Origin of the sequence: Streptomyces sp. NPDC015242, assembly GCF_043079125.1 — a bacterium.
GTDB lineage: Bacteria > Actinomycetota > Actinomycetes > Streptomycetales > Streptomycetaceae > Streptomyces.
Genome location: NZ_JBIBUF010000004.1, coordinates 200,535 through 226,768 on the forward strand (window position 1 = coordinate 200,535; position 26,234 = coordinate 226,768).

A 26,234-nucleotide genomic window follows, 5' to 3' on the forward strand; every position below is an offset into this window, starting at 1 on the left:
CCTCCCCTGACCGGTCCCCTAGGGAACCCGGGGGCCGTCCGTCAGCTCTCCGGCGGAGAGAAGATCACCAGCACCCGCAGGTCCTCGGTGATGTGGTGGAACTTGTGCGCGACGCCGGCCGGCACGTAGACCACGCTGCCGCGCGCCACCTGGGTCGTCTCCATGCCCACGGTGATCGCGGCCCGGCCGCTCACGACGAAGTAAACCTCGTCCTGATCGTGCGGCTTCTGCGGGTCCTGCTCGCCCGCGTCGAGGGCGTACAGGCCGGCCGACATGTTCCTCTCCCGCAGGAACTGCAGGTAGGCGCCGTCGTTGGCGGCGCGCTCCGCCTCCAGTTCGTCCAGCCGGAATGCCTTCATCGCCTTGTCCGCCCCTGCCTCTTGTGCCCATGTCCGATCAGGTCTGCCACGATCAGACACATGAAGAATTTCCTAGTCAAGACGATCGCCAACGCGGGGGCCCTGGCGGTCGCCGTGTGGCTGCTCGACAAGATCACCCTGACCGGTGACAGCACGGGCAAGAAGATCGGCACCCTGATCGTGGTGGCGCTGCTCTTCGGCCTGGTGAACTTCCTGGTCAAGCCGGTCGTCAAGCTGCTCAGCCTGCCGCTGCTGATCCTGACGCTCGGCCTGTTCACCCTGGTCGTCAACGCGCTGATGCTGCTGCTGACCTCGTGGCTGGCGGACGTGCTCGACCTGAGTTTCCACGTGGAGGGCTTCTGGACGGCCGTCCTGGGCGGCCTGATCATCTCGGTCGTCTCCTGGGCACTGCACGTCGTCCTGCCCGACGAGGACTGAGCAGCCATGACGTACCGCGTCTGTTTCGTCTGCACGGGCAACATCTGCCGTTCCCCGATGGCCGAGGCCGTGTTCCGCGCGCGGGTCGCCGAGGCCGGGCTCGACGGCCTGGTCGAGGTGGACAGCGCCGGCACGGGCGGCTGGCACGAGGGCGACGGCGCCGATCCGCGCACGGTGACCGTGCTGGAGGAGAACGGCTACTCCTCGAGCCACACGGCCCGGCAGTTCCAGCCGTCCTGGTTCTCCCGCCTGGACCTGGTGATCGCCCTGGACGCCGGCCACCTCGGGGCCCTGCGCCGCCTCGCGCCCACGGAGCAGGACGCGCGCAAGGTGCGGCTGCTGCGCTCGTACGACCCCGCCGCCGGCGACGATCTCGACGTACCGGACCCGTACTACGGGGGGCCGGAGGGCTTCGAGGAGTGTCTTGAGATGGTGGAGGCGGCGAGCACCGGTCTGCTCGCCGCAGTACGCGAGGACATGGAAGGACGAGCGGCATGAGCGCATCCGCGACGGGTGGCGAGGGCGGAACGACGGGCGGCGGCCGCGCGGCCGGGGGCTCCGGTGACGGCACGCGCGCGGTGCGGGCGGGGCTGCCCGAGGCGGTCAAGTACGAGCCCACCCTGCCCGGGCCCGTGTTCGCCGCCCACTTCCACCTGCCGGGCGACCCCACCGGCCCCTACACCTACGGCCGGGACGAGAACCCGACCTGGACGCTGCTGGAGCGCGCCATCGGCGAGCTGGAGGCCCCCGGCCCGGACGACGCCGAGACGCTCGTCTTCGCCTCCGGCATGGCCGCCATCTCCGCGGTGCTCTTCTCCCAGCTGCGCGCCGGGGACGTGTGCGTGCTGCCCTCCGACGGCTATCAGGCGCTGCCCCTGGTCCGCGCCCAGCTGGAGACGTACGGCATCGAGGTGCGCACCGCGCCGACCGGGGGCGACGCCCAGCTCGACGTGCTGGACGGTGCGAAGCTGCTGTGGATCGAGACGCCGTCGAACCCGGGCCTCGACGTGTGCGACATCAGGCGGCTCGCCGAGGCGGCACACGCGCGTGGTGCGCTGGTCGCGGTCGACAACACCCTCGCGACCCCGCTCGGGCAGCTCCCGCTGGAGCTCGGCGCCGACTTCGCGGTGGCCAGCGGCACCAAGCAGCTCACCGGTCACGGTGACGTCCTGCTGGGGTACGTCGTGGGCCGGGACGCCGAGGCCATGGCCGCCGTGCGCCGCTGGCGCAAGATCGTCGGCGCGATCCCGGGGCCCATGGAGGCCTGGCTGGCCCATCGTTCCATCGCGACGCTCCAGATGCGGGTCGACCGGCAGTGCGCGACGGCCCTGACGGTCGCCGAGGCGCTGCGGGCGCGGCCCGAGGTGACGGGGCTGCGCTATCCCGGGCTTCCCGAGGACCCCTCGCACAAGATCGCCGCGCAGCAGATGCGGCGCTTCGGCTGCGTGGTGTCGTTCACCCTGCCCGACCGGGCGCGTGCCGACCGTTTCCTCGACGCTCTGCGGCTGGTGGACGACGCGACGAGTTTCGGTGGCGTGCGGTCCACGGCCGAACGCCGCGGACGCTGGGGCGGGGACGCGGTGCCGGAGGGCTTCATCCGTCTGTCGGTGGGCGCCGAGGACCCGGACGATCTGGTGGCGGACCTGCTGCGCGCACTGGACGCGTCGGCCGTCTGACCTCCCCCACGGACGGTCCGAGCCTCCCCCCTCGTGGCTCGGACCGTCCCCCGGTTCCGCGCGCAAGAACCGCGCGACCAAGGCTAGTTGACTCTCTGTCAGTGTCCAATCACAGTAGCGACAGAGACCTATCGACTTATTTATAGTTGGGCGCGGCCGGGGGCGGGGAGCGGGGGCCGACGAGGGGAGAGTGTCAGTGGATCTGGCCTTGCTGCGGACCTTCGTGACCGTGCACCGGGCCGGCTCCTTCACCCGCGCCGCCGCCCTGCTCGGTCTCTCCCAGCCGGCCGTCACCTCGCAGATCAGGACCCTGGAGCGGCAGCTGGGCCGCCCCCTGTTCCTGAGGCAGGCCCGCGGCGTGACCCCGACCAGCATCGGCGACGAGCTCGCCCACAAGGCCGCGCCGCATCTCGACGCGCTGGTGGAGATCACCGAGACCGGCCTCCACGACGACTCCTCCTTACGGACGCTGCACCTCGCGGGGCCCCCGGAGTTCACCGCCGAACGAGCCCTGCCCGCGCTCACCGAGCTCACCGGCGAGGACGGGCAGGGCTTCGCGCTGCGGGTCTCCTTCGGGACCGCCGAGGAGACCCTGGAAGGGCTGTCCGCCGGGCATCACGATCTGGCCATCTGCACGGCCCGTCCGCGGGGTGCCCTGCTCACGGCGACTGCGCTCTGCGACGAGGAGCACGTCCTGGTCGCCGCCCCGCAGTGGGCCGAACGGATCGGCGCGGGACAGCAGGACCGCAAGCCCGAGCCGTCCCTCGAGCAGGTTCCCGTGGTGGAGGTGCACGAGTCGCTGCCCTTCGTCTCCCGCTACTGGGCCTCCGTCTTCGACTCGCGCCCGGCCGCTCCGGGCACGGTCGTCGTCCCGGACCTGCGCGCGGTCCTCGCCTGCGCGGCCGCGGGCGCGGGCCTGGCGGTGCTGCCGCGGTATCTGTGCGCGGCCGCGCTGGAGCGGGGCGACGTCGTGGCCCTGCACGAGCCGGCCGTGCCGCCCCTGCGGACCTACTTCCTGGTGGTTCGGACCGGGACCCTGGCCATGCCGCACATCGCGCGAGCGCACGACTGGCTGCAGCGGGCGGCGAGCGCGTGGTGCTGAGGCTTCGCGGGCGGCACGACCGGGGTCTTCGGCCGGGGCGCGACGGCGGGGCTCCGGGTGGCGCACCACCTCCGGACAGGCGCCCTTCACCACGGTCACGCCGGCAGTGACATCGTGCGATGTTTCACGTGGAACCAGCCGGGCCACATTTCCCCCATGACCGTCCGACCCGTGGTCAAGCGCACCGCCCGCGCCGTTCTGCTGGACGGTGACGACCTGATCCTGATCAAGCGCACCAAGCCGGGCCTGGACCCCTACTGGGTCACGCCCGGCGGCGGGGTCGAGCCCGATGATCCGACCGTCGTCCACGCCCTCCACCGGGAGGTGTACGAGGAACTGGGCGCGAAGATCACCGACGTGGTGCCCTGCTTCGTGGACACCGTGGAGCACATCGGGGAGGACGGCGGAGCGACCGGCGTGAAGGTGCAGCACTTCTTCGTCTGCCGGCTGGAGTCCATGGATCCCTCGCTCCGCCACGGCCCCGAGGTGGACGAGCCCCTCGGCGAGTACGAGATCGTGCGGGTGCCCTTCACCCGGGTCGGCATCGCCTCGGTGCACCTCGTCCCGCTGTCGCTGCGGCACTACCTGGACGGCAACATCGAGGGCGTACGCGCCATGCACGCGCCCGACCTGGGCTGATCCCGGACCCTGCGGCAGGTCAGTCGCCTGCCGCGACCAGTTCCTCCACGGAGTCGTGCCGTATGCGGTCCGACGGGATGCCGATGTCCCTCAGGGCGTCCACACCGCTGCGGATCATCCCGGGCGGACCCGACAGGTAGGCGTCGTACTCGTCCCACGGTCCGTAGGCCCGTATGGCGTCCGGCAGCTGCTGGTGCGCCTGCTGGTCGATGATCGCGCGGACCGAGAGCCAGGGGTGGGCCTGCTGGAGACGGAGCATCGTGTCGATGTCGTACAGGTCCTGGTCGGTGCGGGCGCCGTAGAAGACCTCGACCGGGCGGCGCTCCCCGTGTTCGGCGACGTCCTCGACCAGCGCCTTGATGGGCGCGATGCCGGTACCGCCGCCCAGGCAGAGCAGCCCGCTGTCGGTGGTGTGGTCCACGGTCATGGAACCGGCGGGCGGGCCGAGCCGGATGATGTCCCCGGGGCGGGCGCGGTGGACCAGGGCGTTGGAGACCCAGCCGGCCGGGACGGCCTTGACGTGGAACGACAGCAGACCGTCGGAGCGGGGTGCCGAGGCGAAGGAGTAGTGCCGCCAGATCCGGGGCCACCAGGGTGTCTCCACGCTGGTGTACTGCCCGGCGAGGAAGGGATACGGCTGGTCGGGGCGGACGGTGACGACCGCGATGTCCGGGGTTCTGAGCTCGTGGGTCACGACCTCGGCGTACCACCAGGCCGGGGCCCGCAGCTCGTCCGCGGCCGCCGCGTCGATCATGATCTGGGAGATGGTGGTGTAGGTCCGGACCCAGGCGGCCTCCATCTCCTCGTCCCACACTGCGGCGGCGTACTTGCTCAGCGCGCCGATCAGGCATTCACCGACGGCCGGATAGTGCTCGGCGCGGGTTCCGTACTTGCGGTGGCCGCGGCCGAGGTTCTGGAGGTAGTCCACGAGGACGTGGGTGTTGTCGATGTGCTCGGCGGCCGTCAGCAGCGCCCTGAGCAGCCGGTCCCGCTGGGTGTCCATGGCGGCGGGGAACAGCGGCCGCAGATCGGGATGGCGTACGAAGAGCAGGGCGTAGAAGTACGAGGTGACCTTGTCGGCGACGGGCGCGATCTCGGCCATGGCACGGCGGACGAGAAGGGCGTCGGGCGACGCCTGCGCGGTGGGGGCGGCCGGGCCTCGGGCCGAGGCCGGTGCGGGCCGCTGGCCGGGGACACGTGGCGCGGCGGGCGGCGCCACGGTCGAGGCGAAGGGCGCCGGGGTGAGCGCGGTGGGCACGGGGCCGGGCGACGAGGCCGTGGCCTGGTGTGCGGTCCCGGGCGACGGGACGTGCTGAGCGGCGGCGGATGCGGGCACCGCGCTCGCTGACGCGTGCCGCGCGGCGACCGGGGACGACGCGGGTGCCGATCCCCGGGGCGCGTGCTCCTTGGTGACGACCGGCGCTTCCGGTGTCGCGTCCGGGGACACGTGCTCCTGGCCCGGAGTGCCGGCGCGAGTGCCGCCGGTCGGTGCGGGGACCGAGGGTGCCGTGTTCGGGCCGTCCGCCGGGGCGTGGGGAGGGGGTGTGGGCCGGCCCACCGGGCGTATCGCCGCCGGCCGGCGCGGCTCCGCCGGGCCGGTCTCGCCGCCGGGTGCCGGCTTGTTGCGGGGCGTGAACCATCCGCCCCCGCCGCCGCTGGTGCCGTTCTCGGCCGACGTGGTGGTCGGAGCGTCCATGGTGTGCCTCGCCTCGAGCATCTTTCGGTCGGTCTGCGCACTTCCCTGGTCGGAAAGTGCCTGCTTTCCCCCGTGGACGGCCGTGTTCCCGTCCCTGTCGCGGCCAATGCGGCCACATTCAACCCGTGATTCCACTCCGTACGGACAAGTAAGGCGAGAGTGTGACATTGCCCGCAGTACTCGCTTCGAGCTTCCCACTCGCCTGGAGGATTCCCGCCGTACAACCGGAAACTCGGGTCTTCGATCTCTCCGTCCCTTTAGGCTGCATTGCCCCGCACATGGCCCACCGGCACGGGTCACCCGTCCCTGACGCGAACCGGAGTCGACCCTACCGGGCACCGCTGTGCACACAAGTCCCCCCTTGCCTCCTCACGAATGAGAGCAGGACGCGCATCACCGGGCAGCCAACTCGCGCACCGGAAAGTCGCCTTGACCGTCTCCGCGGGTCACCTGCTGTTCGTGCGTGTTTCACGTGAAACAGCCGATGCCCCTTCGCGCACGGTGCCCGCGACTGCAACTGGCCAAAAGATCGCATGTCTCTGCCGAAACAGGTGGACGTCATGGGCGGTTGTCGGACAGCCTGACCTGCGTGCCGACTCCTTCCCTTGCCTCTCTGCCCATTCGCCGTCTGACGCTCCGCGATCTGGCCGCCTGCGCCGACTTGTCCGAGGACCGGGGGTGGCCACGGGAGGAGCACAAGTGGGGATTCCTCCTCACGGCCGGGAAGGGCTACGGCATCGACGACCCCGACGGCGGCCTGGTGAGTGCCTGCGTCGTCACCGAGTACGGACCGCCGAACCGCCCGGCCCTCGCCGCGATCGGCATGGTCCTGGTCGCGGGGCGGCACGCCCGGCAGGGCGTCGGACGCCGGCTGATGCGCCATGTGGTCTCGGCGGTGGGCACCACACCCCTCACTCTGCACGCGACGCCGAACGGCCGCCCGCTCTACGAGGAACTCGGCTTCAAGGTCACCGGCCGGGCGGAGATGGTGGTGGGGCGCTTCACGCCCGGTGGACGGGAGCCGGAGGTCGCCACCCGCGCCGCGACCGCGGAGGACCTCACGGCGATCCTCCGCCTCGACGAGCAGGTGTTCGGGACCGACCGCACGCACATCGTCACCCGACTGCCCGCCTTCGCCGACCAGTTGCGCGTGGCGGAGGAGAACGGGCGACTCGTCGGGTACGCCGCCGCGTGGCCCAACATGCAGACGCACGTCGTGGGCCCGCTCATCGCCCGTGACACGGCGGTGGCCCGCGCGCTCATCGCGTCCCTCGCCGCCCACACGGACCGCCCGCTGCGTACCGACATCGACGTGCGGCACGAGGAGCTGCTCGACTGGGTGAAGGAGCGCGGCCTGGCGTCCGTCGCCTTCAACTCCGTGATGTCGTACGGGATCAGTGAGCTGCCCGGGGACTGGAGCCGCCGCTTCGCTCCGGTCACGGTCGCGGCGGGCTGAGGGTCTCCCGGAACGGCGAAAGCCGGTTCCCCGGGGTGTCGGGGAACCGGCTTTCGCCGGGTGAAGGCCCTACGGGTTCACACGAGGGCCTCGACGGCGGCCGTGGCGAAGGCGTGGTCCTGCTCCGGGGCCCCGCCGCCGACGCCGATCGCGCCGATCAGCCGGCCGTCGCGGTGCACCGGCACACCGCCGGCGATGAACAGCAGCGGCCGGTCGAGCGCGGTGGGCAGCGTGTGGAACAGGCCCCCGGGCTGCACGGCGTCGACCAGGTCCGCGGTGGGCGCGTCCAGCTGAAGCGCCGTGTAGGCCTTGCGGGTGCTGGTCTCGCCGGAGATCAGCACGGCACGGTCGTCACGCCGGAAGGCGAGCAGGTGCCCTCCCGCGTCCAGGACGGTGACGCTGACGGTGACGCCCGCGGCCTCCGCGGCGCGGCCGACGGCGGCGACGAGGGCGTCGGCGTCCTGGGTGGTCAGCGGGGCGACAGCGGTGGTGGTGCTCATGAGGTGGTTCTCCTGATGGGTGTGAGGGGACGGCCGGCCGGGGTGTCCCGACCGCTCAGTGGTGGACGGCGGTCCGCTGCCCGGCGGGTGCGGACCCCGTGACGACGGTGCCGGGGGCGCTGTCGCGGCGCTCCAGCGCGGCCGAGAGAACGGCCAGCAGCAGGGCGCCTGCCGCGAGGGCGGCGCCGACCCAGTTGGGAGCGGTGTAGCCGAGACCCGCCGCGATGACGAGGCCGCCGAGCCAGGCGGACAGGGCGTTGCCGAGGTTGAAGGCGCCGATGTTCACGGCGGAGGCCAGGGTCGGGGCGCCGTGCGCCTGGTCGAGGACCCGCTTCTGCAGCGGCGGGACGGTGGCGAAGCCCAGGGCGCCGATCAACGCGATCGTGACGGCCGAGAGGACCTTGTCGTGCGCGGTGAGCGTGAACAGCGCCAGGACGACGGCCAGGGCGCCCAGGGAGACGTACAGCATGGGCATCAGGGCGCGGTCGGCGAACCTGCCGCCGACGAGGTTGCCGCCGACCATGCCGAGGCCGAAGAGGACCAGCAGCCAGGTGACGGATCCGTCGGCGAAGCCCGCGACGTGGGTCATCATCGGCGCGATGTAGGTGATGGCGGCGAAGACACCGCCGAAGCCGAGGACGGTCATCGCCATCGCGAGCAGCACCTGCACGTTCTTGAAGGCGGCCAGCTCGTGCCGCAGACTCACACCGTCCGGCTTGGGCATGTCGGGGACGAGCCGGGCGATGCCGAGCAGGCCGACGACCCCGAGAGCGGCGACGATGCCGAAGGTCACCCGCCAGCCGAGGGACTGCCCGACGAGCGTGCCCAGCGGGACGCCGACGACGTTGGCCACGGTCAGTCCGGTGAACATCATCGCTATGGCGCCGGCCTTCTTGTCCGGGGCGACCAGGTCGGCCGCGACGACCGAGCCGATGCCGAAGAAGGCGCCGTGGGCGAGCGAGGCGACGATCCGGCCGATCAGCATGACGGCGAAGGTGGGGGCGAGCGCCGAGAGCAGGTTGCCGACGATGAACAGGCCCATCAGCAGCATCAGCATCCGCTTGCGGGAGACCTTGGTGCCGACGACGGTCATCAGTGGGGCGCCGAACATGACGCCCAGCGCGTAGCCGGTGACCAGGTATCCGGCGGTGGGGATGGAGACCCCGTAGTCACCCGCGACCTCGGGCAGCAAGCCCATGATCACGAACTCTGTCGTTCCGATCCCGAAGGCCCCGATCGCGAGGGCCAGAAGCGCGAGAGGCATGGAGGGGTTACCTTCCCAGACGATTGCAGGGGCGCTTTGCGTGCGTCCACAATAGTTGCAGACGCGGGCTATATGCAAACGCCGTCTATTGCGCGGGTGCTCTACTCTGGATGTCAGCCGCTCCGGGACGGAGGAAAACGCCAATGACAGCGACGGACCCCGCGCTCACCGCCCTCGCCCAGGGCTGGTGCGCCCTCTCCCTGCTCCACGGGAGGATCGAGGCCCATATCGAGCGCGCCCTGCAGGCGAAGCACGATCTGAGCGCGCGCGAGTACTCCCTGCTCGACGTACTCAGCCGCCAGCACGACGGCGACGGAGGTCATCTGCAGATGAAGCAGGTGGCCGACGCGGTCGTCCTCAGCCAGAGCGCCACCACGCGGCTGGTGACCCGCCTGGAGGACCGCGGGCTCCTGGAGCGCTATCTGTGCCCCACCGACCGCCGGGGCATCTACACGAACGTCACCGAGGCAGGGCTCCAGCTACTGGAGGCGGCCCGGCCGACCAACGACGCCGCCCTGCGCGAGGCACTCGACGAGGCGGCGAAGAACCCCGAGCTGGCCCCGCTGGTCCGGGCCGTCGAGACCCTGAAGGCCCCGGTGCCCGTGTAAGCCGTGCCCGCGCCGGCCGTCACTGCGTAGGGTGCGCCCATGGGAGATCTTGAGATACGCACCGCGGTGGCCGACGACGTCCCGGCGATCGTGGCCCTGCTCGCGGACGATCCGCTCGGCGCGCAGCGCGAGTCGCCGGACGACCTCGCCCCGTACCTCACCGCGCTGGAGCGGCTCAGCGCCGACCCGAACCAGCGTGTGGTCGTGGCGGTCCGCGAGGGCCGTGTCGTCGGCACCCTGCAACTCACGGTGATCCCCGGACTGTCCCGGCGAGGGGCGACCCGGTCGGTCATCGAAGGCGTCCGGATCGACGCCGGGGAACGCGGCAGCGGCCTGGGAACCCGACTCGTCGAGTGGGCGATCGAAGAGTCCCGGGATCAGGGCTGTCAGCTGGTCCAGCTGACATCGGACAAGTCCCGGGCCGACGCCCACCGCTTCTACGAACGACTCGGCTTCACCGCCTCCCACACGGGTTTCAAGCTCCAGCTCTGACCGGTGGACGCGAGCGCCCGTGTTTCACGTGAAACACGGGCGCTTCCTCATGTCCTCCTCGGTGTCCGCGCTCAGCCGATCCCGCGCCAGCCCTCGGGGTCGACCCCACCCGGCACCGGAGCCGTCTCGTCGTACGGCTGCCGCGTGAACACGAACGAACCGAGGTCCAGATGGCTCACAGACCCGTCCGGCCGCCGTACGGGCGTCAGCAGCTCTCCGGCGTAGTAGCCCTCCAGGCCGGTCCAGGTCCCGTCGCCGTTCGGCCGGAACCGCGAGCGGCGCCCGTTGCCGGACAGCGGCTCCAGCGAGGCGAGCCCGTCGGCCGTGAGCCGCAGAGCGAACGCGTACGTGCCCCAGTACCACTGACCCGTCAGCTCCAGCGCGGACGGGTCGATCTCACGCATCGGCTTCCACGGGCTGGGGATGCGTGGCTCGGACTCGGCCACGATCCGGACGAGATCGGCGGCGACGGCCGAGACCGGCGGGCCCGAGGTGCAGTTGGCCAGTACGACGGCCGCCACATCGTCCTCCACGCTGATGCTCACGTTCGCCAGGAAGCCCGGCAGGGATCCGCTGTGCCCCACGAGCAATCGGCCGTGCCGGTGCTGGATCTGCAGGCCGAGGCCGTAGGCGTCACCGGACATCACGTCCGCGGCCTCGGCCGGCGCCGCCGGGGTGCGCATCTCCCGCAGCGACTCGGCACTCAGCACCCGGTCGTCTCCCCGCACGAGGAAGGCCGCGAACCGGGCCAGGTCCGCGGTCGTGGACCAGAGCTGACCGGCAGGTGCCATGCGCCCCAGGTCCTCGGCGGGTTCGGGCAGCAGCACATCGGCCCACGGGTGCACGGCCCAGCCGCCCGCGTGCGGGTTCCGCGGCCGCACGCTCGTCCGGTCCAGCCCCAGGGGTTCGAGCACTTCACGCCGTAGCGTCTCCTCCCAGGACATCCCCCGCAGCTCCTCCACGAGCGCGCCGAGCAGGGTGTAGCCCGGGTTCGAGTAGTGATGCCGCCAGCCGACGGGATGCAGCAGGGGCTGCTCGCCGAGGACGTCGGACAGCTCCGGCCTCAGGGACCCCGAGGTCCGCTCCCACCACGGCGCGGGCGATTCGGCCGCCAGTCCGCCGGTGTGCGCGAGAAGCTGGGCGATCGTGGCCTCGCCCGCTCCCGTACCCGGGAGGTGCTTCTCCAGCGGGTCGCCGAGCCCGAGCAGCCCTTCGTCGCGCAGACGCATGATCAGGACCGCGGTGAACGTCTTGGTGATCGAGCCGATGCGGTACTGCACCGTCTCGTCCGGCCCGTGTCCCTCCACCGATGTCCGGGCCCCGTGCCACACTGTCCGGCCGTCCCGGACGACGGCCGCGACCAGCGAGGGCGCCCGTCCATCGGCCTGCGCCACGGCGATCCGGTGCAGCAGCGCGCGCCGCGTGGCGGGAAGCAGCTCTTCCTGAGGTGTCGTCATGGGCCCAGTCCACCCGGCCCGGTCGCCGGAGTCGACCTCTTTTCGCCGCGCGGCTGCAGGTTCTCACTTTCGGTGTCATCCGCCGACGTTATGACCTGGACGCCCCCCCAGTCTCAGGACGTGTCGGCAGGCGGCTACCTCAGATCGGTGTCATTTTCCTCAGACTGTCCAGCCGGCTGCGCCGGACCTCATGGGCCTGCGTCGGCGGCCGTCCGTTCCATCCATTCCCGCACCTTCACTGCTTGCTCGATGCGGTTGACGATGTCCTTCTTGGACGCCGTGTCCAAGGTCTCCGGGATCTTGTCGAAGGTGTCGGGAAGGACGTCGAGGAGACCCCAGATCTGCTCGCCGGTGCTGACGGTCAGCAGTTGTTGGCACCGCCACTGCAGCGGCACCTCGGGACGGTGCGTGAGCTGCTGCACGCGTGTCGGGAACAGGTAGTGCATTCCGAGACGGGCAGCTCGGCGGTGATCCCGAATCTGCTGTCGTGATCACCGATGCGGCCTGCGTCGCGCTCCCCCTGCCATTCGGCGAGGGAAGCAGCCGCGATCGGGATCAGCTCAGGCCCTTCGAGTTCAACCTGCCGGATCACCCAGCCTTGGGCGTCGACCTCGAAGTAGAACCAGGTGTCTTCCTCGTCCCAGTAGCAGCGCATCCATGTGGTCACCAGGCCATGGTGCCGGGCCAGATGCGCGCCCTACTCCGCTCTATCTCATGACTGGGCGATGAATCCTGCGGATCGGTCGAGCTGGAAAGGAGAACCGACCCGGGTTGGATCCCAGCCTTGACCCCGTGCCTCTCGAATGCTGGCAGCAACGTGAGCCGGACGAATGGGCTCCGTCTCGACGCCCAACCAGTTGCTGGGATGGGCCTGACCGCTGGTGACGATCAACGTCGTGCCCGGTTGGCTGCCGCTGGCCGCTTCGACCGCATAGGTCATCGGTGTCCAGCAGAGTCCCTGCATGTAGGACGGCTTCTTGCGAATCCGCCAGCGGTACTCGATCCCGTCAACGGTTATGTGCCGGGAACCCTTCCTGTTCAGCGCCATCTTCGCCTCCTCCGCTATTGGACTCTAGCGCCGTGCAATAGGTCCGTCTCAGCCGGAAACTCCCGGGCCGCCGGGCAGCACGCCGAAACCAGAGTGCCGTGCAGGCCGTGGTCGCCGTAGTGTCCGAGACGAAAGGCGGTTCCAGTGGAGATCACGGTTCAGTGGATCAGGACGTCCTGGACGAAGCACTCCAGGGGCGGTGACGCTGCTGCCCGCAGGAATTCAGCGCCAACAGGGTTCCCGGTGTCACCAGTGCCGTCTGCCTTCGCCCAGGTCATCCAGATGTCCGAGCGTGACGGTTTTGAGCCGCAGGAGAGCGAGAGGGACTTGCGCCAGGTCGGACTCAGCTTGCGAGACGAGGGCGATCGGCTCCGCGTGCTGGCGCGTGTGGAGCCGTTGTTCGGATTGCCGCCGCGTCCGCGGCGCCCGCCGGCGGTGCGTCTGGGCTCAGGGCAGTGGGTCCGTTGGCAGTTGAACTATCGGTTCAGTAGCGCGGCCGGAATACGGGACTGGGCGTACTGGCTCGACACGTTCTACGTTGCCTATGGGCCCGTCGACCCGAACGTCTTCCTGTCGGAGCCGACCGTTCTGGTAGATGAGTGCGGTCCTGTTCGATAGCCGTCCGCCAACGATCGGCTGGTACCTGATAGGGCAGCAAACTGGGTGTGAAGGACCGAGTGAGTGGTGCCGAGCTGGCGTGTGGGTGGGCGCTGGCGAGTGGCGCAGCTTCGGAAGCGGAGCCGGTCCACGTTCGCCATGCGGGGTGTCCATGGCCTGCCAGGTCAGTTGCTGCAGGGCAGTGGAATGTGCTCTCCAGCGTTCGGATCCGACATCCATCGGACATCGGCTGTGAGATTCCGACGCGGAATATGAGGTCCTACAGCGGCGAGGATCAGGTCTGGGCCATGTCAACGAAACGCGAGTAGTGACCCTGGAAGGCGACGGTGATCGTGGCCGTCGGGCCGTTTCGGTGCTTGGCCACGATCAGGTCGGCCTCGCCCGCACGGGGCGACTCCTTCTCGTAGGCGTCCTCGCGGTGCAGCAGGATGACCATGTCGGCGTCCTGCTCGATGGAGCCGGACTCACGCAGGTCGGAGACCATCGGCTTCTTGTCCGTGCGCTGCTCGGGACCACGGTTCAGCTGGGAGAGCGCGATGACCGGGATCTCCAGCTCCTTGGCCAGCAGCTTGAGGTTACGGGACATGTCCGAGACCTCCTGCTGCCGGCTCTCGGCCCGCTTGGACCCGCCGGACTGCATCAGCTGGAGGTAGTCGATGACGACCAGCCGGAGGTCGTTGCGCTGCTTGAGACGGCGGCACTTGGCGCGGATCTCCATCATCGACAGGTTCGGGGAGTCGTCGATGTAGAGCGGCGCGGCCGAGACGTCCGGCATCCGGCGGGCCAGGCGTGTCCAGTCCTCGTCCGTCATCGTGCCGGAGCGCATGTGGTGGAGGGCGACCCGGGCCTCGGCGGACAGCAGGCGCATCGCGATCTCGTTGCGCCCCATCTCCAGGGAGAAGATCACGCTCGGCAGGTTGTTCTTGATCGAGGCGGCCCGCGCGAAGTCCAGGGCGAGCGTGGACTTGCCCATGGCGGGACGGGCCGCGATGACGATCATCTGACCCGGGTGCAGGCCGTTGGTCAGCGAGTCGAAGTCCGTGAAACCCGTGGGCACACCGGTCATCTCGCCGCTGCGCGAGCCGATGGCCTCGATCTCGTCGAGCGCGCCCTCCATGATGTCGCCGAGCGGCAGGTAGTCCTCGCTGGTGCGCTGCTCGGTGACGGCGTAGATCTCGGCCTGGGCGCGGTTGACGATCTCGTCGACGTCGTCGTCGGCCGCGTATCCCATCTGGGTGATGCGCGTTCCCGCCTCCACCAGGCGTCGCAGGACCGCCCGCTCGTGGACGATCTCCGCGTAGTAGGCCGCGTTGGCCGCCGTGGGCACCGTCTGGACGAGGGTGTGCAGATAGGAGGCCCCGCCCACCTTGTTGATCTCGCCGCGCTTGGTGAGCTCGGCCGCGATGGTGATGGGGTCGGCCGGCTCGCCCTTGGCGTAGACGTCGAGGATGGCCTGGTAGATCGTCTCGTGGGCCGGCTTGTAGAAGTCGTGGCCCTTGAGGATCTCGACGACGTCGGCGATGGCGTCCTTCGAGAGCAGCATGCCGCCGAGGACGGACTGCTCCGCCTCGATGTCCTGCGGGGGCACCCGCTCGAACGACGGGCCCGAGCCGCCGTCCCACGCGCCGTTGTCCGGACCGCGCTCGTGCTGTTCGTCACGGCTCCGGGCGCCGTCTCCCCGGCGGCGGGAGGCGGGCAGACGATCACTGGGCCCGCTGTCGGCCCACGGGTCGTCCAAGGGCTCGGAAATGCTCACCGAGCCACCTCCTCCCGTCCGCCGCAGCAGACCTCGCCGTGCCCCTCTGTTCTACGGCACGGCACTGACAAATGAGAGGCCCAACTCCGGTTGGTCGACGCCGGTTTTGCGGCGTTTTGCAAACCAGCGGACGGAGCGGGCGCCGGACCACCGTAGGCCCGTCGGCACCGTCAGCCAATCTGGTTATCCACAGGCCATGTGGACGACGGGCCAGATGCTGTGGAGAACTGCGCCAAACCTGTGCACGACCCGGTGGACAGGGCTGTGAACAAGCAGCACCCTATGTCCACGACAAGGCTCTGACCTGCGGATTGGCCATCCACCGGCTGTGCAGAAGAAAAACTTCCCCAACCGGCGCAAGATCGCTTCGAAAGGTGCACAGCCGTGCGCTTCCCGGGACGCAAAGTAAGGGTCACGAAAGCTTTGCATCACTTACCTGTGGACGATTAGATTGGTGCACATGACACAGGCCCCCGCACGCCACCGAGACGGCCGGAGACAGCACGACCGAGAGATCGTCGCACTGGCCGTGCCGGCCTTCGGCGCCCTCGTCGCCGAGCCCCTCTTCCTGATGGCGGACACGGCCATCGTCGGCCATCTGGGCACCGCCCAGCTCGCCGGTCTCGGCGTCGCCTCGGCCTTGCTGATGACCGCCGTCAGCGTCTTCGTCTTCCTGGCATACGCCACCACGGCGGCGGTCGCCCGCCGGGTCGGAGCGGGTGACCTCCAGGCCGCCATCCGCCAGGGCATGGACGGCATCTGGCTCGCCCTGCTCCTGGGCGCCCTGGTCGTCGCCGCCGCCCTGCCCACGGCACCGCACCTCGTGGACCTCTTCGGCGCGTCGGACGCGGCAGCCCCCTACGCCACCACCTACCTGCGCATCTCCGTGCTCGGCATCCCCGCCATGCTCGTCGTCCTGGCCGCGACCGGCGTTCTCCGTGGCCTGCAGGACACCCGAACCCCGCTCTACGTCGCCATCGCCGGCTTCCTCGCGAACGGCGCCCTCAACGCCGGGCTCGTCTACGGCGCCGGTATGGGGATCGCCGGCTCCGCCTGGGGCACGGTCATCGCCCAGTGCGGCATGGCCGCGGTCTACCTCGTGGTGGTCCTGCGCGGTGCCCGCAAGCACGGTGCCTCGCTCCGCCCGGACGCCGCCGGGATCAGGGCCTCCGCGCAAGCGGGTGTGCCCTTGCTGGTCCGCACCCTCTCCCTGCGGGCGATCCTGATGATCGCCACGGCGGTCGCCGCCCGGCTCGGAGACGCCGACATCGCCGCCCATCAGATCATCCTGTCCCTGTGGAGCCTGCTCGCCTTCGCCCTCGACGCCATCGCCATCGCGGGCCAGGCCATCATCGGCCGCTACCTCGGAGCCGGTGACACACAGGGCGCCCGTGACGCGTGCCGTCGCATGGTCGAGTGGGGCGTCGCCGTCGGAGTCGTCCTCGGCGTCCTCGTGGTCATCACCCGCCCGGTGTTCCTGCCCTTGTTCAGCGGCGACCCCGCCGTCAAGGACGTGGCTCTGCCCGCCCTGGTCATCGTCGCCCTGTCCCAGCCGATCTCCGGCATCGTCTTCGTCCTGGACGGAGTGCTGATGGGGGCCGGAGACGGTCCCTACCTGGCCTGGGCGATGCTGGTCACTCTCGCCGTGTTCACCCCGGCAGCGCTGCTGGTGCCGGTGCTGGGCGGTGGGCTCACCGCACTGTGGGCCACCATGACGCTGATGATGACCGTGCGGATGCTGACCCTGTGGCTCCGCACCCGCTCAGGGCGCTGGCTGGTGACGGGAGCGACCCGCTGACGGTTTCACGTGAAACGTCGGAGGGGCACCCGACGCGGTTTCACGTGAAACATCGCAGTCGGCAGACACGACAGTGGGGCCGCACCCCGAAGGGCACGACCCCACCGCTCACTGCTTCAGCGAGCGCGGCACTCAGGCCGCGACGACCTCGACGTTGACCTTGGCGGCAACCTCGGGGTGCAGACGCACGGACGTCTCGTGAGCGCCCAGCGTCTTGATCGGCGAGCCCAGCTCGATGCGGCGCTTGTCGACCTCGGGACCACCGGAAGCCTTGATCGCGGAAGCGATGTCGGCCGGGGTGACGGAACCGAAGAGACGACCGGCGTCGCCGGAGCGGACGGCCAGACGGACCTTGACGCCCTCGAGCTGGGCCTTCACCTGGTTGGCCTGCTCGATGGTCTGGATCTCGTGGATCTTGCGAGCACGACGGATCTGCTCGACGTCCTTCTCGCCACCCTTGGTCCAGCGGATCGCGAACTTCCGCGGGATCAGGTAGTTGCGAGCGTAGCCGTCCTTGACGTCGACGACGTCGCCCGCGGCGCCGAGGCCGGAGACCTCGTGGGTGAGGATGATCTTCATGTGTCGGTCACCCTTCCCTTATCGCGCGGTGGACGTGTAGGGCAGCAGCGCCATCTCACGGCTGTTCTTGACGGCCGTGGCGACGTCACGCTGGTGCTGCGTGCAGTTGCCGGTCACGCGGCGGGCACGGATCTTGCCGCGGTCGGAAATGAACTTCCGCAGCATGTTCGTGTCCTTGTAGTCCACGTACGTGACCTTGTCCTTGCAGAAAGCGCAGACCTTCTTCTTCGGCTTGCGCACAGGCGGCTTCGCCATGGTGATTCTCCTGTGTGATCAAGAAGTGTGGGTACGAGCCGACCCTTAGAAGGGAGGCTCGTCCGAGTAGCCGCCGCCACCGCCGCCGGAGTTTCCACCCCAGCCGCCGCCACCGCCCTGGTTGCCACCGGCGGGAGCGCCGGTCGCCCACGGGTCGTCGGCAGGAGCGCCGCCGCCCTGCTGACCGCCGCCGGGGCCGCCGCCCCAGCCGCCGCCACCCTGGCCGCCGCCACCGCCGCCGCCGTAACCGCCCTGGCCGCCGCTCCGGCCGCTGGTCTTGGTGACCTTGGCCGTGGCGTTGCGCAGGCTGGCGCCGACTTCCTCGACGTCCAGCTCGTAGACCGTGCGCTTGACGCCCTCACGGTCCTCGTAGGACCGCTGCTTCAGCCGGCCCTGCACGATGACGCGCATGCCTCGCTGGAGCGACTCCGCGACGTTCTCCGCCGCCTGACGCCAGACCGAGCAGGTCAGGAACAGGCTCTCGCCGTCCTTCCACTCATTGGTCTGGCGGTCGAAGGTGCGGGGAGTGGACGCGACACGGAACTTCGCGACGGCCGCACCGGAGGGGGTGAAGCGCAGCTCGGGGTCGTCGACAAGATTGCCGACCACCGTGATGACGGTCTCGCCTGCCATGGGGGAACCTCTCGGCGGGTTTGCTCTGGCTGCTTGCTACTCGAATCCCGGGATCGGCTGAGCCGGAGCTCAGTGGGTCTCGGGACGGAGGACCTTGGTCCGGAGGACCGACTCGTTCAGGTTCATCTGGCGGTCGAGCTCCTTGACGACCGCAGGCTCGGCCTGCAGGTCGATGACCGAGTAGATGCCCTCGGGCTTCTTCTTGATCTCGTACGCGAGACGACGACGACCCCAGGTGTCGACCTTCTCGACCTTTCCGCCGCCGTCACGGACGACAGAGAGGAAGTTCTCGATCAGCGGGGAGACAGCGCGCTCCTCGACGTCGGGGTCGAGGATGACCATCACCTCGTAGTGACGCATGTGGAACCCACCTCCTTTGGACTCAGCGGCCACGGTCGTTCCGTGGCAGGAGGGTTGTGATGCGTAGCAACGGTATCGGCCACCACTGACAATCAGGGGTTCTGTGGAGAAGCCCTCGTCACGACGTGGGCAGACACCGGTGCGGACGGTACAGACTACCCGCAGGGTGGCTTCCGGTTGAAATCCGGGCGCGAAGGCGGCCAATCTGTACGCATCGGGTGTGTATGGCGCTACGATGCGCCGACTTTCGCAGGAGGTGCCCTATGGCACAGGTATTGCGACCCAACACCGCCGGCGGCCTCTTCGCCACGGACGGCAAGCCCCACCCCCTCCAGGACACGCTGCTCGCGGTGACCGTGGTGCTGGGCCTCACCGCGTTCCTCACGGCGATCATCAGCGACGACCTCCACGTGCTCAGCTCCTGGGCCGGCCTGGTGGGCATTCTCACGGGCGCGTACGGCCAGTGGATCTCGGAGACGACCCGTGAGCGCTTCGGCCTGATCGTGGGCCTGGGCGCGTCAGGCGTGGGTTTCTTCCTGGGCATGATGCACGGCGGCCTCATCGGCTGACGCCGCAACCCCCTCCTCGGAACACCGGCCGGCGCCCCGGCCGTCCTCGGGCCGGGGCGAAGGTTCCGTACGCCCAAACAGCGCGCTCCCACGGCGCAGTAGGCTTCGCGCGAGAGCCGGAGCCCCTGAACCCATGGGGACACACCAGCCCGAGGAGCGCCCCGAATGAGCCTGACCCTGAGGACCATCAGTCGAGAGCAGCATCTGGCCTACATCCAGAGCCTGCCGTCGGCGAGCCACATGCAGGTCCCGGCCTGGGCTGACGTCAAGGCGGAGTGGCGCTCCGAGAACCTCGGCTGGTTCGACGACCGCACCGGCGAGCTGGTCGGCGTGGGTCTGGTCCTCTACCGGCAGCTGCCCAAGATCAAGCGCTACCTGGCGTACCTGCCCGAGGGCCCGGTCATCAACTGGTTCGCGCCGAATCTGCAGGAGTGGATCGAGCCGATGCTGGCGCACCTGAAGCAGCAGGGCGCCTTCTCCGTGAAGATGGGCCCGCCGGTGATCATCCGCCGCTGGGAGGCCGCCTCCATCAAGCAGGGCATCCAGAACCCTGACGTCAAGCGCCTGCGGGACATCGAGGCCGACCACATCGAGCCGCGTGCCTTCGAGGTGGCCGACAAGCTGCGCCGCATGGGCTGGCAGCAGGGCGAGGACGGCGGCGCCGGCTTCGGCGACGTCCAGCCGCGCTACGTCTACCAGGTGCCGCTGGCGAACCGTTCCCTGGAAGAGGTCCACAAGAACTTCAACCAGCTGTGGCGCCGCAACATCAAGAAGGCCGAGAAGGCCGGCGTCGAGGTCGTCCAGGGCGGCTACCAGGACCTCGAGGAATGGCAGCGGCTGTACGAGATCACGGCCGTGCGCGACCACTTCCGGCCGCGCCCGCTGTCCTACTTCCAGCGCATGTGGACGGCCCTCAACACCGAGGACCCCAACCGCATGCGGCTGTACTTCGCCCGGCACAACGGCGTGAACCTGTCGGCGGCCACGATGCTGATCGTCGGCGGCCACGTCTGGTACTCCTACGGCGCCTCCGACAACATCGGCCGCGAGGTCCGGCCGTCGAACGCGATGCAGTGGCGGATGCTGCGCGACGCGTACGCGCTCGGCGCGACCGTCTACGACCTGCGCGGCATCTCGGACTCCCTGGACGAGACCGACCACCTCTTCGGCCTGATCCAGTTCAAGGTGGGCACCGGCGGCCAGGCGGCCGAGTACCTCGGCGAGTGGGACTTCCCGCTCAACAAGCTGCTGCACAAGGCGCTCGACATCTACATGTCGCGTCGCTGATGTTCCGTTCAGTGCTTCGATACCTCTGACACACGGCAACCGCTGTTCCACCGCAACGCTGATTCACGGCGACCACGAGAAAGGTTCCAGGTCCGGCCATGGCGCTCACGCTCTACGTCGACACCGCGCGCTGGCGGGCGCACCACAAGCACGTGCAGGAGCAGTTCCCCGGCCTGGTGCCGGTCTGCAAGGGCAACGGCTACGGTTTCGGGCACGAGCGGCTGGCGGAGGAGGCCACGCGGCTGGGCTCGGACGTCCTCGCCGTCGGCACGACGTACGAAGCCGCCCGGATCAAGGACTGGTTCAGCGGAGACCTGCTGGTGCTGACGCCCTACCGGCGCGGAGAGGAACCGGTGCCGCTGCCAGACCGGGTCATCCGCTCGGTCTCGTCGATAGACGGGGTCTACGGCCTCGTCGGTGCCCGCGTGGTGATCGAGGTGATGTCCTCGATGAAGCGGCACGGCATCGGCGAGGAGGACCTGGCCCAGCTGCACGCCGCCATCGAGAACGTCCGGCTGGAGGGTTTCGCCCTCCACCTGCCCTTGGACCGCACCGACGGGTCGGACGCGGTCGAGGAGGTCATCGGCTGGATGGACCGGCTCCGCGCGGCCCGGCTGCCCCTGCACACGATGTTCGTCAGCCACCTCAAGGCCGAGGACCTCGCCCGGCTTCAGCAGCAGTTCCCGCAGACCCGGTTCCGGGCCCGTATCGGCACGCGGCTGTGGCTGGGGGACCACGACGCCACCGAGTACCGCGGCGCCGTCCTGGACGTCACCCGCGTCGCCAAGGGCGACCGCTTCGGCTACCGGCAGCAGAAGGCCGCCTCCGACGGCTTCCTGGTGGTCGTGGCGGGCGGAACGTCGCACGGGGTGGGTCTGGAGGCCCCCAAGGCGCTGCACGGCGTCATGCCGCGCGCCAAGGGCGTCGCCCGCGCCGGCCTCGCGACGGTGAACCGGAACCTCTCCCCCTTCGTCTGGGGCGGCAAGCAGCGCTGGTTCGCCGAGCCGCCGCACATGCAGGTGTCGATCCTGTTCGTGCCCGCGGACGCGCCCGAGCCGAAGGTCGGCGACGAGCTGGTGGCCCATCTGCGGCACACCACGACCCAGTTCGACCGGCTCGTGGACCGCTGACCGCCGCAGCCGGGACAGCACGAAGGCCGTACAGGTTCTCCCTGTACGGCCTTCCGCGTTCCCGGTGACGGCTCGTGCCCGGTTCGCTCAGTGTGGACCGCCCGCGGCTTCCCGCTTGCCCCACTCGATCGGCGGCCCTTCGGTGCGGGCCTCCGCCTCGCGTCGGGAGCGGCCCGCGGGTCCCAGGACGAACACGTCCTCGGCACCGTCGAGCACGCCGCCCGAGGGGTCGTCGCCACCGGACCTGCGCACGGGGTCCCGGTCCGGCAGGAAGATGTCGCGCACGACCATCACGCACAGGTAGAGCGTGCCCAGCAGGTGCAGGGCGATGGCCCAGTGGTAGCCGTCCGTGGGCAGTCCCTTGTGGGCGTCCCCGCTGGTCGTGTAGGCGAGGTACAGCCAGATCCCCAGGAAGTACGCCACCTCGCAGGCCTGCCAGATCAGGAAGTCCCGCCACCTGGGCCGGGCGAGGGCGGCCAGGGGCACCAGCCACAGCACGTACTGCGGCGAGTAGACCTTGTTGGTGAGGATGAACGCCGCCACGATCAGGAAGGCGAGCTGGGCGAACCGCGGACGGCGCGGAGCGGTCAGCGCGAGCGCCGCGACACCCGCGCAGCACCCCAGCATCAGCAGCGTGGCCAGGGTGTTCACGGTGTCGGTGGCCAGCGGGTCGTCCGAGTTCTGCGCCATGATCAGCCAGAAGGAACCGAAGTCGACGCCCCGTTCCTGGCTGAACGTGTAGAACTTCGACCAGCCCTCGAACGCGAACAGCATCACCGGCCCGTTCACGACGACCCACGCGATGACCGCGCCGCCCACGGCCGTGGCGTACTCACGCCATCGGCCGGCGCGCCAGCACAGCACCAGCAGCGGTCCCAGGAGCAGGAAGGGATAGAGCTTGGCGGCCGTGGCGAGCCCCAGCAGGACGCCGAAGGCGAGGGAACGGCCGCGTGACCACATCAGCATCGCCGCGGCCGTCAGAGCGACGGCCAGCAGGTCCCAGTTGATCGTCGCCGTCAGCGCGAAGGCCGGCGCCAAGGCGACCAGCAGGCCGTCCCAGGGGCGCCGCGCGTGGGTGCGGGTCACGCACACGGCGATGACGGAGGCGCACACCATGAGCATCCCGGCGTTGACCATCCAGTACCACTGTTCCTGGTCCTGGATGGTGCCGCTGCCGGGCGTGAGCCAGGAGGCGACTTCCATGAAGACGCCGGTCAGCACCGGATACTCCAGGTACTGCATGTCACCGGGGAGCCGGTCGAAGTAGGGCACGAGCCCGTCGGCGAAGCCCCGCCCCTGGTACAGGTGCGGAATGTCCGAGTAGCACGCGTGCGTGTACTGCGAGCTGGCGCCGAAGAACCAGGCGCCGTTGTAACAGGGCGCCTTCTGGACCAGGCCGAGGGCGAACATCCCGATGGCCACCAGGGCGATCACCCGGACGGGAGTCCACCAGGACGCCCCGAGCAGGGCGCGCCGCCCGAGCGGGCCGCCGATCAGCTCGCTGCCGGCCGCGGCGACCTCGTCCTCCTGGGTCGGCCGCACCGGGTCCGGCTCATGGACGCTCCCTGGCGTCGTTTCTGCACTGGGCATGTCGCACATCCTGCCGTACGTGTCCCGCGAAACGGCGAGGGCCGCCGTACCCGCGTCGGGTACGGCGGCCCTCGTTTCACGTGAAACAGCGTGTTTCACGTGAAACACCCAAGCCGGGCGATCGGCTGGCTATCCGGCGGGGCCTCCGAAGATGCCTCCGTTGCCGTTGCCTCTGGTGTTGCCGCCGTCGAGGTTGGTGTCGGTCGGCGAGGGCTCGCTACTGGCTCCTCCGTCGGTGCCCCCGTTGTCCGCTCCGCCGTTCTGTCCGCCGCCGTCCTCCTCGCAGCCGAAGAAGCCACAGGAGTCGCTCGGCGAGGGCGACGGAGAGGTCGGTGTCTCGCTGGGCGTGGCGCTGGGCGTCTCGCTCGGCGTCTCACTCGGCGTCTCCACGGGAGTGGGCGTCGGCGACGGGGCGCCTACCGCGTCCTGGACGTCACCGATCGGCTCGGCGTCCGGGAACCCGAGGTCGGGCTTGCCCTTGAGCGCGGCCTTCATGTACTCGGTCCACACCAGCGTCGGGACGTCACCACCGTGGATCGATTCCTCGCCGGCCGTGCCGTTCATGGAGAGCAGCTTCGCGCTCTTGGGGTCCTCACGGAACATCGCGACCGACGTCGACAGCTGCTGCGTGTAGCCGACGAACCAGGCCGACTTGTTCTCGTCCGTCGTACCGGTCTTGCCGGCCGCCGTACGGCCCAGGGACAGCGCGTTCTTGCCCGTACCGTTCTGGATGACGTTCTCCAGGACGTCCGTGACGTTGTTCGCCACGTTCTCGGGCATCGCCTGCGTGATCCTCGGCTTCTCGAACCCGTCGACTTCCTGGCCGTTGAACTTGACGCTGGTCACCGAGTACGGAGCGGCCTGCTTGCCGGCCGCGGCGAACGTCGCGTAGGCGTCGGCCATGCGGATCGCGCTGGGAGTGGAGGTACCGAGCGCGAACGACGGGTTGAGCGTGGCGAAGCTGGCGTCCAGGATTCCGGCCTTCTCGGCCACGTCCCGCACGTTCCTCATCCCCACGTCCATGCCGAGCTGCACGAACGGCGTGTTGACGGACTGCTCCATCGCCTTGCGCAGGGTGATGTAGCCCCAGGGGCGGTCGCTCTCGTTCTCCTGGTAGAACGGCGTGTTGTCCTTCTTCAGGACATAGGAACCGTCGTTGTTCGTGATTTTGAGGTGGTCGTTGCCGTTGTACTTGCTCAGCGGCGAGAGGGGACCGTCGCTGCGGTAGGTGCCGTGCTCCATGGCCGCCGCCAGCACGAACGGCTTCCACGTCGAACCGACGGGGACACCCGACGTGTCCGCGTTGTTGTTGAAGTGGCCGTTCTCGTAGCCGGCGCCGCCGTACAGGGCGACGATCGCACCGTCCTTGGGCTTCACCGACGCCGCGCCGAACTGGACGTGCTTGTCCAGCTCACGCTTCTTCGGGTCCAGCTTCTCCTTCTCGATCTTCTTCACGGCCGCGGCCAGCGCCTCGACCTTGCTCTTCTCGAAGGTCGTCTTGATCTGGTAGCCGCCCTGGTCGAACTGCTGCTCCGTGATGTTGGAGTGGTTCAGGACGTACTTCTTGGCCGTGTCCACCAGGTAGCTGATCTGGCCGGTCATGCCCTTGGTGGCCTTGCGGCCCTGAGGCTCGGGGTACTCCTTGATCGCTTCCTGGTACTGGGCGTCCGTGAGCTTGTCGTCGTTGTGCATCTGCTCGAGGATCCAGGCCCAGCGCTCCTCCGACCGCTTGCGGTTGTCCTTGGCGTTCGCCGCCGGGTCGAGGCTCTCGTTGCCCGCCGGGTCGTAGTACGTCGGGCCCTTGAGCAGGGCCGCGAGGAAGGCGCACTCGCTCGGTTTGAGCTCATGGGCGTCCTTGCCGTAGTACGTCTGGGCCGCGGCCTGGATGCCGTAGGCGCCGCGCCCGTAGTACGAGGTGTTGAGGTAGCCCTGCAGGATCTCCTTCTTGCCGAGCTTCGTGCCCACCTTGATGGAGATGAACATCTCCTTGAACTTGCGGGAGACCGTCTGCTCCTGGCTCAGGTAGGTGTTCTTCACGAACTGCTGGGTGATCGTCGAACCACCCTGCGTGTCACCGCCCCGGGCCATGTTCGCCAGGGCCCGCGCGATGCCCATGGGGTCGACGCCGGAGTCCTGGTAGAAGGTCTTGTTCTCGGCCGAGATCACGGCCTCCTGCATGGCCTTGGGGATCCGGTCGATCGTGACGTTCTGCCGGTTCTGGCCACTGCCCGTCGCGACCATCTGCTGGCCGTTGGACCAGTAGTAGACGTTGTTCTGCGACAGGGCCGCCGCGTTCTCCTCGCTGGGGACGCCGACCATGGCGTACCCGATACCCGCCACGGCCACCAGGCTGCCGAAGAAGCCGATGCACAGACCGGAGACGAGCTTCCAGGACGGCATCCAGCGCTGCCAGCCGTACTTGCCGGCCCGCGGGTAGTCGATCAGCCGCTTCTTGTCGGAGACGGCGGCAGCGCGTCCCCGGCCCCGGCCGGCGGCCGCCCCGGCCGCGCCCATGGCGGCGCCACGCCGGCCGCCCCGCGGCGGCTCGGCCGCTCTCCGGCGGCCGCCCCCACTTTTCTGCGCCGCACGCCGGGCCTCGGCACGGCCGCCGTACGCGCGCTCCTCACCCCCTGAGCCGTAGGAGTCCGACCCATAGGAGTCGGACGGAGACCCGGTGGCGCCTCGCGGTGCCGCGCGGCGGCCGGAGGACGAGCCGGACTGGCCGCGTCGGGCCGCGGCACGTCCGCCTCCCTGCGGCTGCGGCGGTTTGCGACGGTGCTCGCTCATCGAACGACTACTCCTCGGGCAGGCGCACCCTTGCGCGCCTGGAAACGGCGGCTGGTTTCCGGTCCCCCCGAAGTACGGATGCGGTCGGCTCCGCATTCATCGGTCCCGCATGCACCCGTACTGCACCGAGGACGACG

Annotated in this window: 27 protein-coding genes and 1 pseudogene; 13 read left to right on the forward strand and 15 right to left on the reverse strand. The window is 69.6% G+C overall.

The features are described 5' to 3' along the window. Positions 1 to 41 precede the first annotated feature (41 nt). Positions 42 to 359 (reverse strand): cupin domain-containing protein, encoded by a 318-nt coding sequence (locus ACF07N_RS15535; protein WP_392112748.1) that lies wholly within the window; start codon positions 357 to 359, stop codon positions 42 to 44. 60 nt (positions 360 to 419) lie between these two features. On the opposite strand from ACF07N_RS15535, the gene ACF07N_RS15540 reads away from it, so the two are divergent. From ACF07N_RS15540 to ACF07N_RS15560, 5 genes are all read left to right on the forward strand, one after another. Continuing rightward, positions 420 to 797: a phage holin family protein gene (locus ACF07N_RS15540; protein ID WP_383327482.1), complete on the forward strand. Its 378-nt coding sequence runs from the start codon at positions 420 to 422 to the stop codon at positions 795 to 797. Between the two features lie 6 nt (positions 798 to 803). Further along, the gene (locus tag ACF07N_RS15545) at positions 804 to 1,295 is read left to right on the forward strand and encodes a low molecular weight protein-tyrosine-phosphatase (protein WP_392112751.1); all 492 of its coding nucleotides are present in this window, start codon (positions 804 to 806) and stop codon (positions 1,293 to 1,295) included. Continuing rightward, positions 1,292 to 2,473 carry a cystathionine gamma-lyase gene (locus ACF07N_RS15550; protein WP_392112754.1) on the forward strand — a complete coding sequence of 394 codons (1,182 nt, stop codon included), beginning with the start codon at positions 1,292 to 1,294 and terminating at the stop codon, positions 2,471 to 2,473. The genes ACF07N_RS15545 and ACF07N_RS15550 overlap by 4 nt, the downstream gene beginning before the upstream one ends. Positions 2,474 to 2,669: 196 nt before the next feature. Further along, on the forward strand, positions 2,670 to 3,575 hold the full coding sequence (locus tag ACF07N_RS15555; protein WP_383327474.1) for a LysR family transcriptional regulator: 906 nt from the start codon (positions 2,670 to 2,672) through the stop codon (positions 3,573 to 3,575). Between the two features lie 156 nt (positions 3,576 to 3,731). Continuing rightward, a complete protein-coding gene (locus tag ACF07N_RS15560; RefSeq protein ID WP_383327471.1) occupies positions 3,732 to 4,214 on the forward strand; it encodes an NUDIX domain-containing protein in 483 nt (160 codons plus the stop codon). Positions 4,215 to 4,233: 19 nt separating this feature from the next. Here the strand turns inward: ACF07N_RS15560 and ACF07N_RS15565 are convergent, their stop codons facing one another. Further along, positions 4,234 to 5,910: a globin domain-containing protein gene (locus ACF07N_RS15565; RefSeq protein ID WP_392112757.1), complete on the reverse strand. Its 1,677-nt coding sequence runs from the start codon at positions 5,908 to 5,910 to the stop codon at positions 4,234 to 4,236. A 589-nt stretch (positions 5,911 to 6,499) separates the two neighbouring features. Here ACF07N_RS15565 and ACF07N_RS15570 point away from each other — a divergent pair. Next, complete coding sequence (locus ACF07N_RS15570) at positions 6,500 to 7,366, forward strand: GNAT family N-acetyltransferase (RefSeq protein ID WP_383327466.1); 867 nt, start codon at positions 6,500 to 6,502, stop codon at positions 7,364 to 7,366. Between the two features lie 77 nt (positions 7,367 to 7,443). On the opposite strand, the gene ACF07N_RS15575 is transcribed toward ACF07N_RS15570, so the two are convergent. After that, positions 7,444 to 7,866: a heme-binding protein gene (locus tag ACF07N_RS15575; protein ID WP_392112761.1), complete on the reverse strand. Its 423-nt coding sequence runs from the start codon at positions 7,864 to 7,866 to the stop codon at positions 7,444 to 7,446. 55 nt (positions 7,867 to 7,921) lie between these two features. Then, a complete protein-coding gene (locus tag ACF07N_RS15580; protein WP_383327461.1) occupies positions 7,922 to 9,130 on the reverse strand; it encodes an MFS transporter in 1,209 nt (402 codons plus the stop codon). A gap of 143 nt (positions 9,131 to 9,273) precedes the next feature. Between ACF07N_RS15580 and ACF07N_RS15585 the strand changes: the two genes are divergently transcribed. Then, positions 9,274 to 9,738 carry a MarR family winged helix-turn-helix transcriptional regulator gene (locus ACF07N_RS15585; protein WP_383327458.1) on the forward strand — a complete coding sequence of 155 codons (465 nt, stop codon included), beginning with the start codon at positions 9,274 to 9,276 and terminating at the stop codon, positions 9,736 to 9,738. A gap of 39 nt (positions 9,739 to 9,777) precedes the next feature. After that, positions 9,778 to 10,230: a GNAT family N-acetyltransferase gene (locus tag ACF07N_RS15590; RefSeq protein WP_383327455.1), complete on the forward strand. Its 453-nt coding sequence runs from the start codon at positions 9,778 to 9,780 to the stop codon at positions 10,228 to 10,230. Positions 10,231 to 10,301: 71 nt separating this feature from the next. On the opposite strand, the gene ACF07N_RS15595 is transcribed toward ACF07N_RS15590, so the two are convergent. From ACF07N_RS15595 to ACF07N_RS15610, 4 genes and pseudogenes are all read right to left on the reverse strand, one after another. Further along, entirely contained in the window at positions 10,302 to 11,687 is a 1,386-nt protein-coding gene (locus ACF07N_RS15595) for a serine hydrolase domain-containing protein (RefSeq protein WP_392112765.1), read from the reverse strand. 188 nt (positions 11,688 to 11,875) lie between these two features. Continuing rightward, a complete protein-coding gene (locus tag ACF07N_RS15600) occupies positions 11,876 to 12,166 on the reverse strand; it encodes a hypothetical protein (protein WP_392113636.1) in 291 nt (96 codons plus the stop codon). Next, positions 12,133 to 12,342: pseudogene (locus ACF07N_RS15605) on the reverse strand (hypothetical protein); the annotation flags it as partial. The pseudogene ACF07N_RS15605 and the gene ACF07N_RS15600, both read right to left, overlap by 34 nt. 57 nt (positions 12,343 to 12,399) lie before the next feature. Next, positions 12,400 to 12,735, reverse strand: coding sequence for a hypothetical protein (locus ACF07N_RS15610; RefSeq protein WP_392112768.1), 336 nt, complete (start codon positions 12,733 to 12,735; stop codon positions 12,400 to 12,402). Positions 12,736 to 12,879: 144 nt separating this feature from the next. Here ACF07N_RS15610 and ACF07N_RS15615 point away from each other — a divergent pair, with 144 nt between their 5' ends. Further along, on the forward strand, positions 12,880 to 13,353 hold the full coding sequence (locus ACF07N_RS15615; RefSeq protein ID WP_392112771.1) for a hypothetical protein: 474 nt from the start codon (positions 12,880 to 12,882) through the stop codon (positions 13,351 to 13,353). 274 nt (positions 13,354 to 13,627) lie between these two features. Here the strand turns inward: ACF07N_RS15615 and dnaB are convergent, their stop codons facing one another. After that, complete coding sequence (gene dnaB, locus ACF07N_RS15620; RefSeq protein ID WP_392112774.1) at positions 13,628 to 15,109, reverse strand: replicative DNA helicase; 1,482 nt, start codon at positions 15,107 to 15,109, stop codon at positions 13,628 to 13,630. Positions 15,110 to 15,569: 460 nt separating this feature from the next. Between dnaB and ACF07N_RS15625 the strand changes: the two genes are divergently transcribed. Continuing rightward, positions 15,570 to 16,907: an MATE family efflux transporter gene (locus ACF07N_RS15625; RefSeq protein ID WP_392112777.1), complete on the forward strand. Its 1,338-nt coding sequence runs from the start codon at positions 15,570 to 15,572 to the stop codon at positions 16,905 to 16,907. A gap of 132 nt (positions 16,908 to 17,039) precedes the next feature. On the opposite strand, the gene rplI is transcribed toward ACF07N_RS15625, so the two are convergent. The 4 genes from rplI to rpsF form a co-directional block, all read right to left on the reverse strand. Continuing rightward, complete coding sequence (gene rplI / locus ACF07N_RS15630) at positions 17,040 to 17,486, reverse strand: 50S ribosomal protein L9 (protein ID WP_094054815.1); 447 nt, start codon at positions 17,484 to 17,486, stop codon at positions 17,040 to 17,042. Positions 17,487 to 17,504: 18 nt separating this feature from the next. Continuing rightward, on the reverse strand, positions 17,505 to 17,741 hold the full coding sequence (rpsR, locus tag ACF07N_RS15635; RefSeq protein WP_003949403.1) for a 30S ribosomal protein S18: 237 nt from the start codon (positions 17,739 to 17,741) through the stop codon (positions 17,505 to 17,507). 45 nt (positions 17,742 to 17,786) lie between these two features. Beyond that, complete coding sequence (locus ACF07N_RS15640; RefSeq protein WP_392112781.1) at positions 17,787 to 18,374, reverse strand: single-stranded DNA-binding protein; 588 nt, start codon at positions 18,372 to 18,374, stop codon at positions 17,787 to 17,789. A 69-nt stretch (positions 18,375 to 18,443) separates the two neighbouring features. Next, the gene (rpsF, locus tag ACF07N_RS15645; RefSeq protein WP_003991486.1) at positions 18,444 to 18,734 is read right to left on the reverse strand and encodes a 30S ribosomal protein S6; all 291 of its coding nucleotides are present in this window, start codon (positions 18,732 to 18,734) and stop codon (positions 18,444 to 18,446) included. A 263-nt stretch (positions 18,735 to 18,997) separates the two neighbouring features. Between rpsF and ACF07N_RS15650 the strand changes: the two genes are divergently transcribed. From ACF07N_RS15650 to ACF07N_RS15660, 3 genes are all read left to right on the forward strand, one after another. Continuing rightward, a complete protein-coding gene (locus ACF07N_RS15650; protein ID WP_383327440.1) occupies positions 18,998 to 19,303 on the forward strand; it encodes a hypothetical protein in 306 nt (101 codons plus the stop codon). A gap of 165 nt (positions 19,304 to 19,468) precedes the next feature. Further along, positions 19,469 to 20,590 (forward strand): peptidoglycan bridge formation glycyltransferase FemX, encoded by a 1,122-nt coding sequence (femX, locus tag ACF07N_RS15655; protein WP_383327437.1) that lies wholly within the window; start codon positions 19,469 to 19,471, stop codon positions 20,588 to 20,590. Between the two features lie 98 nt (positions 20,591 to 20,688). Next, entirely contained in the window at positions 20,689 to 21,720 is a 1,032-nt protein-coding gene (locus ACF07N_RS15660) for an alanine racemase (RefSeq protein ID WP_383327434.1), read from the forward strand. A gap of 87 nt (positions 21,721 to 21,807) precedes the next feature. On the opposite strand, the gene ACF07N_RS15665 is transcribed toward ACF07N_RS15660, so the two are convergent. Both ACF07N_RS15665 and ACF07N_RS15670 read right to left on the reverse strand, forming a co-directional pair. Continuing rightward, positions 21,808 to 23,319 (reverse strand): glycosyltransferase family 87 protein, encoded by a 1,512-nt coding sequence (locus tag ACF07N_RS15665; RefSeq protein ID WP_392112786.1) that lies wholly within the window; start codon positions 23,317 to 23,319, stop codon positions 21,808 to 21,810. Between the two features lie 120 nt (positions 23,320 to 23,439). Continuing rightward, positions 23,440 to 26,097: a transglycosylase domain-containing protein gene (locus ACF07N_RS15670; protein WP_392112789.1), complete on the reverse strand. Its 2,658-nt coding sequence runs from the start codon at positions 26,095 to 26,097 to the stop codon at positions 23,440 to 23,442. Positions 26,098 to 26,234: the final 137 nt, after the last annotated feature.

Bases quoted from the DNA above. Each gene is read 5' to 3' on its own strand.
- ACF07N_RS15535 (WP_392112748.1), bottom strand. From the start codon at position 359: ATGAAGGCATTCCGGCTGGACGAACTGGAGGCGGAGCGCGCCGCCAAC.
- ACF07N_RS15540 (WP_383327482.1), top strand. From the start codon at position 420: ATGAAGAATTTCCTAGTCAAGACGATCGCCAACGCGGGGGCCCTGGCG.
- ACF07N_RS15545 (WP_392112751.1), top strand. From the start codon at position 804: ATGACGTACCGCGTCTGTTTCGTCTGCACGGGCAACATCTGCCGTTCC.
- ACF07N_RS15550 (WP_392112754.1), top strand. From the start codon at position 1,292: ATGAGCGCATCCGCGACGGGTGGCGAGGGCGGAACGACGGGCGGCGGC.
- ACF07N_RS15560 (WP_383327471.1), top strand. From the start codon at position 3,732: ATGACCGTCCGACCCGTGGTCAAGCGCACCGCCCGCGCCGTTCTGCTG.
- ACF07N_RS15565 (WP_392112757.1), bottom strand. From the start codon at position 5,910: ATGGACGCTCCGACCACCACGTCGGCCGAGAACGGCACCAGCGGCGGC.
- ACF07N_RS15575 (WP_392112761.1), bottom strand. From the start codon at position 7,866: ATGAGCACCACCACCGCTGTCGCCCCGCTGACCACCCAGGACGCCGAC.
- ACF07N_RS15580 (WP_383327461.1), bottom strand. From the start codon at position 9,130: ATGCCTCTCGCGCTTCTGGCCCTCGCGATCGGGGCCTTCGGGATCGGA.
- ACF07N_RS15585 (WP_383327458.1), top strand. From the start codon at position 9,274: ATGACAGCGACGGACCCCGCGCTCACCGCCCTCGCCCAGGGCTGGTGC.
- ACF07N_RS15590 (WP_383327455.1), top strand. From the start codon at position 9,778: ATGGGAGATCTTGAGATACGCACCGCGGTGGCCGACGACGTCCCGGCG.
- ACF07N_RS15595 (WP_392112765.1), bottom strand. From the start codon at position 11,687: ATGACGACACCTCAGGAAGAGCTGCTTCCCGCCACGCGGCGCGCGCTG.
- ACF07N_RS15610 (WP_392112768.1), bottom strand. From the start codon at position 12,735: ATGGCGCTGAACAGGAAGGGTTCCCGGCACATAACCGTTGACGGGATC.
- ACF07N_RS15625 (WP_392112777.1), top strand. From the start codon at position 15,570: ATGACACAGGCCCCCGCACGCCACCGAGACGGCCGGAGACAGCACGAC.
- rplI (WP_094054815.1), bottom strand. From the start codon at position 17,486: ATGAAGATCATCCTCACCCACGAGGTCTCCGGCCTCGGCGCCGCGGGC.
- rpsR (WP_003949403.1), bottom strand. From the start codon at position 17,741: ATGGCGAAGCCGCCTGTGCGCAAGCCGAAGAAGAAGGTCTGCGCTTTC.
- ACF07N_RS15640 (WP_392112781.1), bottom strand. From the start codon at position 18,374: ATGGCAGGCGAGACCGTCATCACGGTGGTCGGCAATCTTGTCGACGAC.
- rpsF (WP_003991486.1), bottom strand. From the start codon at position 18,734: ATGCGTCACTACGAGGTGATGGTCATCCTCGACCCCGACGTCGAGGAG.
- ACF07N_RS15650 (WP_383327440.1), top strand. From the start codon at position 18,998: ATGGCACAGGTATTGCGACCCAACACCGCCGGCGGCCTCTTCGCCACG.
- femX (WP_383327437.1), top strand. From the start codon at position 19,469: ATGAGCCTGACCCTGAGGACCATCAGTCGAGAGCAGCATCTGGCCTAC.
- ACF07N_RS15660 (WP_383327434.1), top strand. From the start codon at position 20,689: ATGGCGCTCACGCTCTACGTCGACACCGCGCGCTGGCGGGCGCACCAC.
- ACF07N_RS15665 (WP_392112786.1), bottom strand. From the start codon at position 23,319: ATGTGCGACATGCCCAGTGCAGAAACGACGCCAGGGAGCGTCCATGAG.
- ACF07N_RS15670 (WP_392112789.1), bottom strand. From the start codon at position 26,097: ATGAGCGAGCACCGTCGCAAACCGCCGCAGCCGCAGGGAGGCGGACGT.